The sequence below is a fragment of the Roseateles sp. UC29_93 genome, from assembly GCF_042695725.1.
GTDB lineage: Bacteria > Pseudomonadota > Gammaproteobacteria > Burkholderiales > Burkholderiaceae_C > Roseateles > Roseateles noduli_A.
Map to the genome: position 1 here is coordinate 1,401,662 of NZ_CP170545.1, position 14,899 is coordinate 1,416,560.

Below are 14,899 nucleotides of genomic sequence, written 5' to 3' on the forward strand. Positions count from 1 at the left end.
CCCCGTGCCGATGCGCCGATACAGGCCGACGACAATGCCGGCTTCGCATCACCCGCTCCACAGAATCACATGATCAACGACTTCAACGCGCGCGGCGCCGCCTGCCTGCCCGGCCACATGGGCATCGAAATCGTCGAGGTCGAGAAAGGCCGCGTCTTCGCCCGCCTGCCAGTCACCCAGCAGGTCATGGCGCCCAACGGCTACCTGCACGCCGGCAGCGTCGTCACGCTGGCCGACACCTGCTGCGGCTACGGCTGCATCTCGTCGCTGCCCGAAGGCGCCCAGAACTTCACCACGGTCGAACTCAAGTCCAACCACCTGGGCACCGCCCGCGACGGCGTCATCGAGTGCACCGCCACCGCCGTCCACATGGGCCGCACCACCCAGGTCTGGGACGCGACCGTCACGCACAACGGCAAGACGATCGCGCTGTTCCGCTGCACGCAGATGGTCCTGTATCCGAAGGGCTGAATACGCCTGGTCCTGCCACCTGTGGCGCGCTTGGCCGCCATGGCATGGGGCCCCGGACGCAAGGTCCGAAACCCCACGCCATGCCGTCCCCGAACGACCGAGGACTGCGGCCTTCTCCGGGCCACCGAGGGCTGCGTCAGAGCGCCTTGCCGCTGCCGATCGCCATCACCAGGCGCGTGACCAGCACCAGCTTCGGCGCGATGGCGTCGACGACGACGTACTCGCTGTCGCTGCTGTGCGCGCCGTAGCCGCGCACGCCCAGGCCTTCGATCACCGCCGCCTTGGTCGCCATGGCTGCATAAGCGGCATCGGTGCCGCCGCCGGTTGAACGGTCGCGCACGACGAGCTCCAGCTTCTGTTCGTCAGCCAATGCCTTGACCTTGGCGGCCAGCGCGCGCGACGCGTCGTTCGGCTGCAGTGGCGGGCGTCCACGGACAAAGCTCAAAGTCACTTCGGCGTCCGGGATCAGCTTGTTCTGGATGCGCTTGCGCAGTTCGGCTTCCATGCCGTCGAAGTCGGCGAAGCGGTCCGCGCGCGCGTCCCCCTGGGCCTCGGCTCGCTCGGGAATCGCGTTGCGGACCGAGCCCGCCTTGGACATCGTCCAGTTCAGGTGCAGGCCGCGCTTCGGATCGGACAGGTCGCGCGTCTGCAGGATCTGATGCGACAGCTCGGTCAGCGCGTTGATGCCCTTCTCCGGCGCCGCGCCCGCGTGCGACGAGCGACCCTTGACCTTCAGGTCCACCGAGGCGATGCCGCTGGTGGCCAGGCGCACCGTGTCCGGCGATGTCGGGGCGCCGCCGCCTTCGAAGGACAGCACGGCGTCATGCTCGCCGCCGAGCTTCGTGATCAGCGCATTCGAGCCGGGGGACCCGATCTCCTCGTCGCCGTTGATCAGCACAGTGATCTCGGCGTAGTCCTTGAAGCCGACCGATTTCAGCATCGCCAGCGCATGGAGGATGGTGGCGACGCCCTGCTTGTCGTCGGCGATGCCCAGCCCGTAGGCGTGGTTGCCGTCGATGCGGAAGGGTTGCTGCTTCAGGCCGCCGCGCTGGTAGACGGTGTCCATGTGCGCGATCAGCATCAGGCGCTTGCCGTTGGCGTTGCCGCCCTTGAACGACGCCCGCACGATCTGGCCGACCTTGGCCGGCCCGTCGCCCGCGTCCGAGGTCGGCGAGGCGATGATCGTGTCCGGATCGATCAGCTGGACCTGTCCGCCGAGCTCACGCAAGCGCTGCGCGATGACGCCGGCGATGCGGTCCAGGCCCTGGCGGTCGGAGCTGCCGGACTCGATCTCGACCAGTTGCTGCAGCGTCTTCATCAACGCGGGCTGTTCCTTGGCGGCGAGCGCGTTGAGCTCGGGCACCGTCTGCGCCTGGACGCCGAGGACGGTCATCGCGGCCAGGGCCAGCGCTGCGCGGCGCAAGGTGGGAAGGGTAGCGAGCATTGGCGAAGTCTCCAGATCGTTCTTGAAGGAACCGCCCCCTCGGGAGCGAAGGAAGGGCCGATCCTATCGGGGTCGCGTTCTTGCGTCCGGGTTGAAAGTGTTTCGTGTGCGAGGGGCTGTCGCGTTGGACGCGGGGCGCCTAGCATTCGCCGCTTTCCTTCCCTGGAGCGCCTCATGAGCCTGACGGACCCCTCTTCTCCCCGCCTGCTGACGATGATCGCGGTGCTGACGGCTGCACCCGGCCGTCGCGACGACCTGCGGGCCGCCCTTGCCGGACTGGTGGCGCCGACACGGCTGGAGCCGGGTTGCCGGGATTACCGCCTCTTCGAAATGCTCGACGAGCCCGGTACGTTCCAGATGCATGAGGCGTTCGACGACGAGGCCGCGTTGGAGGCCCACCGCGCCACGCCGCATTTCCGCGCGTTCGAGCGGCAAGCCGGGGAACTGCTCGGCGCGCCGTTGCGTCTGGTGAAGCTGACGGCCGTGGCTTGAGGTCGGAGCGACGGGGAGTCGCTCAAGCCGAGCGGACACCCTCGGCGTCCAGCCATTCGATCCACCGTCCGTGCGGATGCGACCAGGCGAGCGGCTCGGTGCGAACCTCCCCGCCGTCGCGCCATTGCAGCGTCCACAGCGTGCCGCTGCCGGGCGATTCCCCGGCCGGGCAGTCCGGGGGCGACGGGAGCGGCGCGAGCTTGCCCACTTCGCCGCTGATCCAGGCCAGACCACGCTTGCGCACCAGACGACCGATGCGCTCGACATGCGTCTTGAACGCCGCGGCGTCGAAGTAGGCCAGCACCCAGACGTTGAAGATCACCGGCGTGACGCCGGCGGGCAGCTCATCGAGCCAGCGCTCCAGGGCCGAGAGCCCATCCTCCGATTGCACCAGCGGCAACGGATGCCGTCGTGCATCGGAGAGTGCGCGGTCGAGGCGCTCGCGACGCGCGGCATCGCCCGGCCAAAGACACGCGCGGAGCCACCGGGCCGCGGCGTCGTCGGCGGGATCGATGGGATGCAGGTCGACGCCCATGCGGCGGCTGGCCCGCCAGCGTGACGCACCGAGCAGCGCGGCGGGGCGCTCACCCCGCCAGGCGCTGCGGATCAACGGCGCATCGGCGCGCTCGCCGGGCGTCGCCTGGACCCCATCGTCGTAGGCGTAGCGATCGACGCCGAGGATCAAGCCCGCGCTGCAGCCGAATTCGAACAACGCCAGCTCGACCGGCTGGTCGTCGGTGCCGCCCAGCCGCGTGGCAAGCGTCTGCAACGCGGGCCGCAGCACGGCGCAGCGGCCGGTCTCGTTGGTCTGCGTCGTGCGCGAGCGGATCAGCGCACGCAGCGCGGCATCCTCCCGATGGACGAAGTCCCTGAGCAGCGGTCCCAGGTCGCCGCCTGGACGCCGCGTGCCGCCGACGCTCGCGTAGTACGCGGCCAGCGGGTGCGGCGCGCCCGCGAGGATCCGGTCGTGCAGCGCGGCCAGCAGCAGCACCGGCTTGCGTTGCGTCTGCGGCGCCTCGAGCAGCAGGGCCATGAGCTCCGGATCCGCCGCGATGACCGCGGCGAGCGCCTGGTACAGCGCGTCGTCCGCGCCGTCGGTCTCGGCAAACCGGGTGAAGTGGTGGGCGATGCGCCCCAAGGCTTCGCGGTCGGCGTCGTGCATGTCGTCGATGAGGTGGAAGGCGGAACGCCCCCCGCCGTGAGGCTCAGTCCGCCAGCGCCGCCTCGATCTCCCCGCGGATCGAGTCCGGCGAGTCGTTCGGGGCGAACCGCTTCAGCACCTGGCCGTCGCGGCCGACCAGGAACTTGGTGAAGTTCCACTTGATCGCCTGCGTGCCCAGGATGCCGGGCTTCTCGCCCTTGAGCCATTGCCACAGCGGGTGCGCCTCCCCGCCGTTGACCTTGATCTTGGCCATCATCGGGAAGCTCACGCCGTAGTTCAGCTGGCAGAACGACGAGATCTCCTCGTTGCTGCCCGGGTCCTGGCCGCCGAATTCATTGCTGGGGAAACCGACGACCACCAGCCCGCGCGCCTGGAAATCGCGCCACAGGTCCTCGAGCCCCTTGAACTGCGGCGTGAAGCCGCATTCGCTGGCGGTGTTGACGACCAGCAGCACGCGGCCGCGGTACTGCGACAGCTCGACCGGTTCACCGGCGATGCTGACGGCGTCGAAGTCGAACGCAGTCTTGCCATTGGCGCTCATGGGGGACCTCCTCGTTGCGGACCGGTTGGACCGGGGTGCATCCTAGCGCGGCGGCACGGATCAGGCGCGACGGCGTTCCAGTGCCGCCAGCATCGCCGCGGCCAGGATCGCGGCGCCGCCCGCCGCGGTCTTGCCGTCCAGCGTGCCGCCGCCCAGCAGCAACGCCGAGACCGCCGCCACCGGCACCTCCGTCAGCATGACCACCGCCGTCACATTGGCCGGCAGCCGCGCCGCCCCCGTATTGCAGCGACAGGTTGGAGACGAAGAACAGCAACGCCATCCCCGCCAGCGGCAGCAACCAGGCCGCGCCCGGCAGCGACGGCCACGGCGCGAGGCCCTGGCCGGCCATGGCCGTCGCGGACAGGCCCGCCACCAGCACGCCGCCGGCGAACATGGCCAGCGCCCGCGCGCCGGAGCTGCGGGCGGCTTCGCGGCGCAGCATCACGTTGTTGAACGCGAAGGTCATCCCCCGAGCAGTCCGAGCACGTCCGGCAGGCTGGACGGCACCGGCCAGCCGCCCTCCGACGGCGCCAGCACCGCCAGCGCGCCGCCCAGCGCCAGGGCGATCCGCAGACCGGCCGACGCCGTCAACGGCTCGCCCAGGACCAGCCGCGCCAGCAGCACCGCCCAGAGCGGCATCAGGTAGAAGAGCAGCACCACCCGCACCACGTCGCCGGTCGACACCCCCCAGTTGAACGCGGTGTTGGTGATCCCGGCCGCCAGCGTCACCACCCACAGGCCGGGGCAGCGCAGCCATTCCGCCATCGCCCCGCGCTGGCTGGCCAGCACCACGATCAGCGACAGGACGTACAGGATCACCGTCGTCCACAAGGGGTGCATGCCGGCCCCCTCGAACTGTCGGAACGGCCACCAGGAGAGCCCCCAGATGGTGGCGTTGAGCATCAGGGCGAGGATCGGCATTCGGGAACTGGGGACAGACGAAGGAACGGGGGGGACGCCCAAGAGGTGGGGCTTGTGCAACAGTCCCCCCGACGGGGCTTGGATCCGGGCTGCGGACCGGCCAACAATGCCCAGGGTTTGTAGCATGGCGCAAGGACTGACCCTGACCTCCAATCGGGGCGCCGTGCGCCTGTCATGCACGCGGCCTACCCTGTCGCGTGTGACCCGTCCACCAAAGTAGGGAGAGCTTCTTGGATCACCTGGCCTGTTTCGCCCCCGAGGATTTGCAGTCCAAGCCCGGGCCCGACCTGCAGACTTATCACTGGCGGCTGCTGGCTCAAGGAGACTCCTGGTTCTCGACCGCCCAGGCCAAGCTCAGCGCGCACGCGAACCTGCTTCAGGAACTGGTGCTGACCAAGGCCGCCGTCGCGATCAATTGCGCCGGACAGCGCGAAAGCCTGTCCAAGGTGGTTGAACTGGCGTCTTCCCCCCGACTTCGTGCGCCTGCTCACCGCGCCCGAGGCGCCGGTCTGGGACGGCATCCTGCTGTCCGTCGGCGGCAACGACCTGATCCAGGCGGCCCAGACGCCGACGCAGATCGACGGCGTGGAAGTGCCGCTGCATCTGCGGCTGCTGCGCAACCAGACCGAATGGGGGCCGCCGTCCGCCGGTGTCGGCCGCTACTTCTCGGAGCCCGGCTGGGCCACCTACGCCGAGTACCTGAAGGCCAACCTGCGCCACCTGCTGACCTTGCGCGACCAGGGGCCGTCCGCGGGCAAGCCGGTCTTCATCCATTGCTACGCAGTGCCGATGCCGCGCCCGGCCGGCGCGGAAGACGCCGGCCACGGCCCGTGGCTGTATCCAGCGCTCAAGGCCTACGCGATCCCGGCGGCCGACTGGGCGGCGGTCAGCCGACTGATGGTCATGCACCTGGCGCTGCTGCTGAAGACGCTGATGGCGGACAAGGAGCAGTTCCCGGGGCTGTTCGTGTTCGACTCGACCGCCGTCCCCCTGGCCGCGGCCACGCCGGGCGCCAGCGGCATCAGCGGCGACTGGCACAACGAGATCCATCTCAACCACAGCGGCTGCCTGAAGATCGGCCGCGCCTGGTCGGAGCACATCGACCAGGTGCTGACCACCGGCGGCATCGTCGTCGCGGCGCCGCCGACCGGGCGCGGGCGCGCGCGGCGCTGAGGGCTTCAGGACTGCCACCGCCGCTGGCCCTCACCCCTGCCCACTCCCGCAAGCGGGGAGAGGGAGAGGGAGAGGGAGAGGGAGTAAGAATGAACGCCACAAACGACGACGGCCCCGCGAGGGGCCGTCGTCGTTTGAGCGGAAACCTCCGCCCGGCGTCGCGCTCAGTGCTTGTCGCTGCGCGCGATGGCCAGCAGGCGGTTGAGCTCTTCGGCGTGCTCGATCTTGTTGTGCGCGTGCCAGCGCCCGACCACCCACATGATCCCCGCCACCAGCAGGCCGAAGATCGTGATCGATCCGAAGGCCGAAGTGCCGAAGCGCGTCAGCATCGTGTACAGCGCGCCCAGGCCCAGGATGCAGGCCTGCTCGTTGAAGTTCTGCACGGCGATCGAGCGGCCCGCGCCCATCAGGTTGTGGCCGCGGTGCTGCAGCAGCGCGTTCATCGGCACGACCAGGTAGCCGCCGATCCCGCCCAGCACGATCAGGAAGGGGATGGCCAGCCAGAGGTTGTTGATGAAGTTCAGCACCAGCATCAGCAGGCCCATGCCGATGCCCAGCGGGATGACGCTGGTGGCCTTGTCCAGCCGCACGACCATCGAGGCCACCACGGCGCCGACGGCGGTGCCGATCGCCACCACGCCGGCCAGCGCCGACGCCTGCGTCGTGCCGTAGCCCAGCGCCGCCGCGGCCCAGGCGAAGACGATGTAGCGCATGTTCCCCGACACGCCCAGAACAGCGTCGTCATGCCGAGCGAGATCTGGCCCAGCTTGTCCTGCCAGAGCCGCGAATTGCAGGCGGCGAACTCGCGCACCAGGTCGGTCGCGTTGTGCGCGATCGGCTGCAGCGGAGACTCCGTGCGGGGGATGCGCAGGTTGAAGAGCGCGGCGATGAAGTACAGCACCACCATGAAGGCGATGGCGGCCTCGGGCGGCGTGTCGATGCCGGTGTCGATGAAGGGGACGTCGATGGCCAGCAGCCACGCCGACGCCTTGTCGCCGATCAGTTGGCCGCCGAAGACGGCGCCCAGGATGATGGAGGCGATGGTCAGGCCCTCGATCCAGCCGTTGGCCTTCACCAGTTGCGACGGCGGGAGGAGCTCGGTCAGGATGCCGTACTTGGCTGGCGAATAGGCGGCGGCGCCGAGACCGACGATCGCATAGGCGATCAGCGGGTGCACCCCCACCAGCATGCTCAGGCATCCCAGCACCTTGATGGTGTTGGAGATGAACATGACCTTGCCCTTGGGCACCGCGTCCGCGAAGGCGCCGACGAAGGGTGCGAGCACCACGTAGAACAGCGCGAACATGGGCACCAGCGCGGCACGCTGCCACTCGGCGGCGCCGCTGGTGCGGAGCAGTTCAACGGCGGCCACGAACAGCGCGTTATCAGCCAGCGAGCTGAAGAACTGCGCTGACATGATGGTGTAGAAGCCTTTTTTCATCGACCCGGCATACCTGGAACTGCGGTGAACACGCTGGGTCCACGGGGTGGGGAAGGCAGCGCTGCGGCGGGTTTATAGCATGCGCTCGTTTTCGTAACAGCGCTTCACGGGACAGTGTCCCTGTGCTATCCAGCACCGCTTTTCCGTCTCCCGGACGCCCTCCCCCTCGCGCCGCGCGGGGGCGTGAACCCGTTCATGGCGCGGCACAATGGGCGACCATGCCGCGTCCGATCGAAGCCCTCATCCACCAGCCCGCACTGGCCCACAACATCGCCCGCGCCCGCGCCTGCGCGCCCGACGCGCAGGTGTTCGCGGTGGTGAAGGCCAACGCCTACGGCCACGGCATCGAGCGCGCGTTCGACGCGCTGCGCAGCGCCGACGGCTTCGCGATGCTGGACCTGGACGAGGCCCAGCGCGTGCGCGATCTCGGCTGGCGCGGCCCGATCCTGCTGCTGGAAGGCTGCTTCGAATCGCGCGACCTGGAACTCTGCTCGCGGCTCAAGCTCTGGCACACGGTGCATCACGAGCAGCAGGTCGACTGGCTGGCCATGCACAAGACCCATGAGCCGCACCGCGTGTTCCTGAAGCTCAACAGCGGCATGAACCGGCTGGGCTTCACGCCGAGCGCGTTCCGCGGCGCCTGGACGCGGCTGAACGCGCTGCCGCAGGTGGACGAGATCTCGCTGATGACGCACTTCTCGGACGCCGACGGTCCGCGCGGCATCGCGCACCAGATCGCCGTCTTCAAGGAGGCGACGGCCGACCTGCCGGGCTCACGCACGCTGAGCAACAGCGCCGCGATCCTGCGTCACAGCCAGGACCCGGCGGTGCGGGCCGACTGGGTGCGCTCGGGGATCATGACCTACGGCAGCGCGCCGGACTTTCCGGAGCACGACATCGCCCACTGGGACCTGAAGCCCACGATGACGCTGCGGGCCAAGGTGCTGGCAGTGCAGCACCTGAAGGAAGGCGACAGCGTCGGTTACGGCAGCAGCTTCGTGGCGCAACGCGCGATGCGCATCGGCACGGTCGCCTGCGGCTATGCGGACGGTTATCCGCGTCACGCCGTGCACGGCACGCCGGTGCTGGTCGGCGGCCGGCGCAGCGCGACGATCGGTCGCGTGTCGATGGACATGCTGGCGGTCGACCTGAGCGATCTTCCCAACGAAGGCATCGGCAGCGAGGTCACGCTGTGGGGCCAGGGTCCCCACGGCTCGGTGCTGCCGATCGACGAGGTGGCCCGCGCGGCCGGCACGATCGGCTACGAGCTGATGTGCGCGGTGACCCGGCGCGTGCCGGTGCACGTCGAGACGCTGGGCTGAGGCCCGGCGATCGTCCGGCTCCGTCGGCGTCATGCACCTGGACTGGACGCCGGCCGACTGGGAGCTCGAGATCTCCGCGATCCGGGCCAGCGGTCCCGGCGGCCAGAACGTCAACAAGGTCAGCAGCGCGGTGCACCTGCGCTTCGACATCCGGCGCTCCACGCTGCCGGCGCTGATCAAGGAACGCCTGCTGGCGCTCAGCGATCAGCGGATCACGGCCGAGGGCGTCGTGGTGATCAAGGCCCAGGAATCGCGCAGCCAGGAGCAGAACCGTGCCGATGCGATCGCGCGCCTGGTCGCGCTGGCGCAGAGCGTGGCGCACACGCCGAAGACGCGTCGGGCGACGAAGCCGACCTACGGCTCGCAGAAGCGCCGCCTGGAGGCCAAGAGCCAGCGCGGCGACATCAAGGCCGGGCGCGGCAAGGTCCGCGGCGACTGAGCCGGCCGGGACCGCAAGATCGATGAGGGAGAGGACATGTTCAAGGCATTGCGGATCCTGATCCTGCTCGGGATCCTGTTGACGGTGGCGGTGACCACGCTGGTCGGCCGCTGGCAGGCCCAGTCCTGGAAGCGGCCGCAGGTCGTGACGCTGTATCCGATCAACGCGTCGGGCGACGCCGTGACGGACCTCTATCTGGAGCGACTGGACGCCGCCGCCTTCGCGGGACTGGCGCCCTACTTCCAGCGGGAGGCGGCCCGGTACGGCGTGTCCTTGTCCGAGCCGGTGCGGATCGTGCTGGGCAGCCGTGTGCGTGTCGCGCCACCCGCGGTGCCGCGCGACGCGGGGCCGCTGTCGGCGATCTCGTGGAGCCTGCGGATGCGCTGGTGGGCCGGGCGCCAGACGCCGCCGAGCTCGCCGGTGCCGGACGTGAAGCTCTTCCTGATGTACCACCCGCCGGACTTCGCCGGCGCGCTGCCGCATTCGATCGGACTGGAGAAGGGCCGGCTCGGACTGGTGCACCTGTTCGCGTCGAAGGGACAGCAGGCGCAGAACGAGGTCGTCATCGCGCACGAGGCGCTGCACACCTTCGGCGCGACCGACAAGTACGACCCGTCGACGCTGGCGCCGGTATTCCCCGAGGGCTTTGCGGAACCACGCCAGGAGCCCCGATATCCGCAGACGGCGGCCGAGCTGATGGCCGGCCGCATCCCGGTACGTGAGGGCGAGCAGCGGATCCCATCGGGCCTGGGCGAGACGGTCATCGGTCCGGCGACGGCGGTGGAGATCGGCTGGGTGAAGTAAGCGGGCGTTGCGGCCCCCTCCATTCGAGGGGGCCTGCCGACGCTTTGCAAAGCTGACATGGAGAAAATCCCGCCCGAGAGGGAAGGAACTCCATGAACAAGAAGATCGGCGAGCTGACGCTCGCCCTGGCGGCCGTCACGAGCATGGCCGCTTCACCGGCGCGCGCGGAGCGCTTCGAAGCCACGTTCACCGGCACGCTGACGCGGATGCAGTCCACCGTCGGCTGCCAGGACTGGGAAAGGATCGTCTGCGCATCGCGGCAGGATCTGTCGCCGGTGGCGCCGATCACCTTCACCCGCTCCTTCGTGTTCGAGGTGGGCGGCCCGGGGATGAGCACCGCCGTCGGCACGGGCGTCTTCGAGCCCTCCGTCGACTGGTACGGCCGCCCCATGCGCTACGAGCTGGGCGACCAGGCGATGGGCAGCCTGACGAGCAGCAAGCCGGTCTCCGGGGCGCTGATTCCGGCCGGTGTCCTGGCGCACGCACAACTCACGGCGCCGGCTGCCATCGACGGCAGCTACGTCAGCACCTTCCACATCCGGGACATCAGCACATACCTCGATGCGGCCGGCGGAGAGTCCCGGGCGGACCTGTGGGGCGCCAACGAGAGCGTCGGCTGGACGACCGCGAGCGGGCAGAACGTGAGCCTGATGTTCCAGTTCATGCAGGCGATGCCGTTCGCGGTGACCCAGCAGAACCTGTCCGAGGCGATGTCGGTGAGCGATTTCATCGCGCGCATGAACCAGGACTTCTGGTGCCAGGGCTGCACGCAGACGCTGATCGTCTCGGCGACGGTGGCGGGCGGCGGCACCATCAGCGATTACCTGTTCCACGGCTCGATCGGCGCCTTCAGCGTGCGACAGCTCGGCGCCTCAGCGGTGCCGGAACCGGCGACCTACGCGCTGATGCTTGCCGGCGTGGCAGTGGTCGGCTTTGCCGCGCGGCGTCGCAAGGCCGTCTGAGCGCCGGGTCGCAACGATTCACGACAGTCCGAGGGAGAACGAAACAATGACGAAGCGCTGGATGGTCGCCCTCGTGGGCGCGATGCTGAGCCCGGTCGCGATGGCGACGGTCACCGTGACCTTCGAGGGGTTCTACACGTCGCAGAATCAGGCGATCGATTGCGCGCCGATGGACTCGTCCTGCGTCGGCACGACGACGACGCTGGGCACCCCGATCGCGTTCTCGCAGTCGTTCTCGTTCGAATACGGCGTGTCGCCGGGCCGGCTGCCGTTCGTCACCACCTTGTCGCATGGTCAAGACGGCACGGGACGTGCCTATGACTGGATGACGGCATCGCAGCGTTATTCCAACTTCCTGACCCACGATCTGGCGGATGCTCAAGTCCCGAGGCTTCCCATCGCCACATTCGATCCGGTGGATCGAACGGGCGCGCAGCTCGACGTCAACAGCGTAGCGCGCCGCATCCGCTCCGTGCACGCATGGACGGACACCGGTGAGACGCTCCGAAGCGATGAAGCCTTTTCGTTGAACCACGCGGTGATCTGGACCAACGCCGATGGGTCCTACTCCCAGGACAGTTTCAGCATCAGCCCGGCCAGCTCCCCGTCTTTCGAGGGCACAGTGGCCAACGCCTACGACGTTACGTCGGACGCCTACTTCCTGACCCTGATGGACCGCCTCGGTGGCTGCGCGGGCTGCCTCACCGTGAGCTTGTCGAACAGATACGCCCGTGCCGACGGCGTGACCGGCAGCACATCGCTGACGGGCTTCGGCCGCATCGTCTCGATCACCGAGACCGCCTCGGCGGTGCCGGAACCGTCGACCTATGCGCTGATGCTCGCCGGCGTGGCGGCGATCGGCTTTGCCGCGCGGCGTCGCAAGTCGGGCTGACGAGCGACGTCGCAGCGCGACCCACGCATTGATCACAACGAGAGGGAGGACGCCATGAAGAAACAGTGGATGGCCATCACGCTGAGCGCGGGGCTGTGCCAACTGGCGATGGCCGATGTGAAGGTCACCTTGCAGGGTGAACTGGCGGGCGGCTGGAAGACCATCGATTGCCCGGCGACGGCGGACGTCTGCGCGGACAACCCCATCGCCTTGGACGCGACCCCGTTCACACTGACCTTCACCTTCAAGGAGGGGCTGTCCCCGGGGCCGCCCCCTCGTCAATGAGCATCCGGCCCCGCACGGACCCGGTGACCGGCCTCATCTGACGAGGATCTCCGCTTCACCCAGAACCATGCCAGCTGGCGCTCCGGCGACCCTGCCGTTGCGCAGGTGCCTGCGATCCCGTCGGCGACGTGGAATCCGCTTGAGGGCGACCCGGACGCGACACTGCTGGCCACGACCTCCGCCAACCGCACGCGCTCGTTGACGCACTGGTTCAGAGACTTCGACGGTCATTCGGTGACCACGACCACGTTCGAATCCTGGACCCTGGGTTCCACGCTGATCTGGCAAGGGAGCGACGGTTCTGCCTTCCAGAGCCGCATCAGCATGAGTGGCAGCGTCCGCTTCCCCACGGATGCCACCAACTTCGACGACCTGCAGTCGGACGCCTACTTCCGCAACCTGCTGTCAACCTCGATCGGCTGCAATTACTGCATGCAGCTTCAACTCACCGACGCCTACTTCGACGCGGCCGGCAACTACAGCGGCGTCACCGCCGCGGGTCTCGCCCGGATCGTGTCCGTCGTCGACACCGCTTCCGCGGTGCCGGAGCCGTCGACCTATGCGTTGATGCTGGCGGGAGTGGCAGCGGTCGGCTTCGCGGCACGGCGCCGCCGTGCAGAAGAAGCGATCAAGCCCTGATCTCTTCCAGCAGATCCGGGTGGCGGTCAAGAAGCCGCAGCAGCTTGATCAACGCCAGCGGCGGCTGAGTCTTGCCGGTCTCGTAGCGGGAGAAGGCGTTCACGCCACCGCCGAAGATTTCTCCGGCTTCGCGCTGATCCAGCGCGAGCCTCTTTCGGACCTCCGAGATGAAAGACGGATCGACCTGCGACGCATTCACCTGCTTCGAGAATGCGCTCACCGCGCGCATGACGCGCCCAGACTCGTCCATGTCCATCGTCACCTCATCGCAAGATGGGCAGAAGTCTCCGGTAACCGCGGGAATGATCGTGGACATGCCCTTGTAGACATGCTCAATATCTCGGGTGTCGCGTACCGTCTTCGCGAATCCGCAGGCCGGACATTTCATTTCACAACTCCTTGAATGAGACGAGCACAACTTCCTCGGCCACGCTCAACTTCAGGTAGACCCAACCTCGAAGCGTCGTAGGCCGGTAGACGTCTTGCCACTCGCGATGATCGTGATACGTGGTCATGCTCTTGTAGAAGTCACCCCGGCCCAGCGCCAGCACCACGTCGGACATCTGTTCCTCGTCGAAGCCCAGGGCCTCAGCTCCGAGGGACGCCGAGAGCGTTGCTCGAATGCGCCCTTGTGACACCAGTTGCTTGACCGTGGCCAGCGGGTAATGCGCCTTGTGCTTTTCCATCGAATATTAACCTAGTTGGTTAGTGACGGAAATCCGCATTGGCGCTCCGTCATCGAGGGCGAAGCGTGTGATCGAATGAGGCGCGAGACCTTGCGATTGCGCAAGACCTGGCCCCGCTTCCCGCTTCAGCGGGAAGCCATCAGCGAGGCATCAGGAAGAAATCAGGAAGAATTTCGAACCGAACGAGAGAAGCCGCTCACCGCTGCGGCCTTGTCGCCACGTAGATGCTGCTCAGGCAAAGCACCATGCCCGCGAGCGCCAACATCGTCGGCCGCCAGCCTTCGAAGATCGCGGAGATCCCCAGCGCGATCACCGGGATCACCACGCCGGTCAGCGCCGCCCGCGCGGTGCCCTGGCGTTGCGCCAGCTTGAAGTACAGGACGAAGGCGATCACCGAGCCAAACACCGCCAGGTACAGCAGGCTGAACACGTATTCCGGCGTCCACGCGAAGTTCAGGCCCTGCCCCGTCGTCACCGACGTGACCAGCAGGAACACCGCCCCGTAGCCCATGCTCCACGCCAGCACCGGCACCAGCGGCAGGCCGCGGCGGGTCAAGGTCAGCGTCAGCACGTTGCCGATGCACGCGGCCAGCACCGCCGCCAGACCGATCGCCAGGCCGTAGGCCGCCGTCGGGCGGGCGCCGGTCGAGGCGATCTCCGGCCAGAAGATCATCACCACCCCCGCCACCGCGCCCGCCGACACCGCCAGGAAGCGGCCCGTCACCCGCTGGGCGAAGAAGATCCGGCCCGACAGCGCGTTGCCGAACACCATCAGGCAGAACAGCACCGCCACCAGGCCGCTGGGGATGTGGCGCTCGGCCTCGTAGACAGAGTAGTAGTTGCCGCTGTACTGCACGATCCCAGTCGCCAGCATCAGCCCATGCGCCGACCACGGCAGCTTCAGCGACAGCTTCTGCCAGCGCGCGAATCCCGCCAGCATCAGCGCCGCCAGGCCGAAACGCCAGCCCACCGAGTTCAGGATCGGCACGCCCGAAGCGAGCTGATAGAGGATCACGTGCCAGGTGCTGGCCCAGATCAGCGTCGGGCCCCAGAACAACCAGCGGTCGGAAACGGTGGACATGATGTGCGGCAGCGATCTGTACCGGCCGCCCACGTGGGGAAGCATTCAGCGGGCCGGTGAAAGCGACGAGGCCGCCCTTTGGGGGCGGCCTTCGGTGGGGGGCGACACCCTTGTGGGGGGTCACCTGATGTTCTGGAATTGGCG

Annotated in this window: 17 protein-coding genes and 2 pseudogenes; 10 read left to right on the top strand and 9 right to left on the bottom strand. The window is 68.3% G+C overall.

The window, feature by feature from the left end; all coding sequences use genetic code 11:
• The first annotated feature begins 69 nt into the window (after positions 1-69).
• Positions 70-471, top strand: a complete 402-nt coding sequence (locus ACFJIX_RS06540) for a PaaI family thioesterase (RefSeq protein ID WP_377158592.1) — start codon at positions 70-72, stop codon at positions 469-471.
• 136 nt (positions 472-607) lie between these two features.
• Here the strand turns inward: ACFJIX_RS06540 and ACFJIX_RS06545 are convergent, their stop codons facing one another.
• Entirely contained in the window at positions 608-1,915 is a 1,308-nt protein-coding gene (locus ACFJIX_RS06545; protein ID WP_377158593.1) for a glutamate carboxypeptidase, read from the bottom strand.
• A 174-nt stretch (positions 1,916-2,089) separates the two neighbouring features.
• Between ACFJIX_RS06545 and ACFJIX_RS06550 the strand changes: the two genes are divergently transcribed.
• A complete protein-coding gene (locus ACFJIX_RS06550) occupies positions 2,090-2,407 on the top strand; it encodes a putative quinol monooxygenase (protein ID WP_377158595.1) in 318 nt (105 codons plus the stop codon).
• Positions 2,408-2,429: 22 nt separating this feature from the next.
• Here ACFJIX_RS06550 and ACFJIX_RS06555 read toward each other — a convergent pair whose 3' ends face one another.
• The 4 genes from ACFJIX_RS06555 to ACFJIX_RS06570 all read right to left on the bottom strand — a co-directional run bounded on the left by ACFJIX_RS06555 (position 2,430) and on the right by ACFJIX_RS06570 (position 5,031).
• Entirely contained in the window at positions 2,430-3,569 is a 1,140-nt protein-coding gene (locus tag ACFJIX_RS06555; RefSeq protein ID WP_377158596.1) for a DUF2332 domain-containing protein, read from the bottom strand.
• Positions 3,570-3,612: 43 nt separating this feature from the next.
• On the bottom strand, positions 3,613-4,110 hold the full coding sequence (locus tag ACFJIX_RS06560; RefSeq protein ID WP_377158597.1) for a glutathione peroxidase: 498 nt from the start codon (positions 4,108-4,110) through the stop codon (positions 3,613-3,615).
• A gap of 60 nt (positions 4,111-4,170) precedes the next feature.
• On the bottom strand, positions 4,171-4,308 hold the full coding sequence (locus ACFJIX_RS06565) for a hypothetical protein (protein ID WP_377158599.1): 138 nt from the start codon (positions 4,306-4,308) through the stop codon (positions 4,171-4,173).
• A gap of 264 nt (positions 4,309-4,572) precedes the next feature.
• The gene (locus ACFJIX_RS06570; RefSeq protein ID WP_377158600.1) at positions 4,573-5,031 is read right to left on the bottom strand and encodes a DMT family transporter; all 459 of its coding nucleotides are present in this window, start codon (positions 5,029-5,031) and stop codon (positions 4,573-4,575) included.
• A 477-nt stretch (positions 5,032-5,508) separates the two neighbouring features.
• Here ACFJIX_RS06570 and ACFJIX_RS06575 point away from each other — a divergent pair, with 477 nt between their 5' ends.
• Positions 5,509-6,204, top strand: coding sequence for a hypothetical protein (locus ACFJIX_RS06575; protein ID WP_377158602.1), 696 nt, complete (start codon positions 5,509-5,511; stop codon positions 6,202-6,204).
• Between the two features lie 164 nt (positions 6,205-6,368).
• Here the strand turns inward: ACFJIX_RS06575 and lplT are convergent.
• Positions 6,369-7,645 (bottom strand): annotated as a pseudogene (gene lplT / locus ACFJIX_RS06580) (lysophospholipid transporter LplT).
• Between the two features lie 218 nt (positions 7,646-7,863).
• Between lplT and alr the strand changes: the two are divergent.
• From alr to ACFJIX_RS06615, 7 genes and pseudogenes are all read left to right on the top strand, one after another.
• On the top strand, positions 7,864-8,967 hold the full coding sequence (gene alr / locus ACFJIX_RS06585) for an alanine racemase (RefSeq protein ID WP_377158604.1): 1,104 nt from the start codon (positions 7,864-7,866) through the stop codon (positions 8,965-8,967).
• 31 nt (positions 8,968-8,998) lie between these two features.
• Entirely contained in the window at positions 8,999-9,406 is a 408-nt protein-coding gene (arfB, locus tag ACFJIX_RS06590) for an alternative ribosome rescue aminoacyl-tRNA hydrolase ArfB (RefSeq protein ID WP_377158606.1), read from the top strand.
• A gap of 36 nt (positions 9,407-9,442) precedes the next feature.
• Positions 9,443-10,210 carry a hypothetical protein gene (locus ACFJIX_RS06595; protein ID WP_377158607.1) on the top strand — a complete coding sequence of 256 codons (768 nt, stop codon included), beginning with the start codon at positions 9,443-9,445 and terminating at the stop codon, positions 10,208-10,210.
• Positions 10,211-10,302: 92 nt separating this feature from the next.
• The gene (locus ACFJIX_RS06600; protein ID WP_377158609.1) at positions 10,303-11,172 is read left to right on the top strand and encodes a PEPxxWA-CTERM sorting domain-containing protein; all 870 of its coding nucleotides are present in this window, start codon (positions 10,303-10,305) and stop codon (positions 11,170-11,172) included.
• A 46-nt stretch (positions 11,173-11,218) separates the two neighbouring features.
• Positions 11,219-12,064: a PEP-CTERM sorting domain-containing protein gene (locus ACFJIX_RS06605; RefSeq protein ID WP_377158610.1), complete on the top strand. Its 846-nt coding sequence runs from the start codon at positions 11,219-11,221 to the stop codon at positions 12,062-12,064.
• A 54-nt stretch (positions 12,065-12,118) separates the two neighbouring features.
• Entirely contained in the window at positions 12,119-12,349 is a 231-nt protein-coding gene (locus ACFJIX_RS06610) for a hypothetical protein (protein WP_377158612.1), read from the top strand.
• 516 nt (positions 12,350-12,865) lie between these two features.
• Positions 12,866-12,988, top strand: a pseudogene (locus ACFJIX_RS06615) (PEP-CTERM sorting domain-containing protein); the annotation flags it as partial.
• On the opposite strand, the gene ACFJIX_RS06620 reads toward ACFJIX_RS06615, so the two are convergent.
• The 3 genes from ACFJIX_RS06620 to ACFJIX_RS06630 all read right to left on the bottom strand — a co-directional run bounded on the left by ACFJIX_RS06620 (position 12,978) and on the right by ACFJIX_RS06630 (position 14,755).
• The gene (locus tag ACFJIX_RS06620; RefSeq protein WP_377158614.1) at positions 12,978-13,376 is read right to left on the bottom strand and encodes a type II TA system antitoxin MqsA family protein; all 399 of its coding nucleotides are present in this window, start codon (positions 13,374-13,376) and stop codon (positions 12,978-12,980) included. The pseudogene ACFJIX_RS06615 and the gene ACFJIX_RS06620 overlap by 11 nt on opposite strands.
• A gap of 1 nt (position 13,377) precedes the next feature.
• The gene (locus ACFJIX_RS06625; RefSeq protein WP_377158616.1) at positions 13,378-13,674 is read right to left on the bottom strand and encodes a type II toxin-antitoxin system MqsR family toxin; all 297 of its coding nucleotides are present in this window, start codon (positions 13,672-13,674) and stop codon (positions 13,378-13,380) included.
• Between the two features lie 196 nt (positions 13,675-13,870).
• Positions 13,871-14,755, bottom strand: a complete 885-nt coding sequence (locus ACFJIX_RS06630) for a DMT family transporter (protein WP_377158618.1) — start codon at positions 14,753-14,755, stop codon at positions 13,871-13,873.
• Positions 14,756-14,899: the final 144 nt, after the last annotated feature.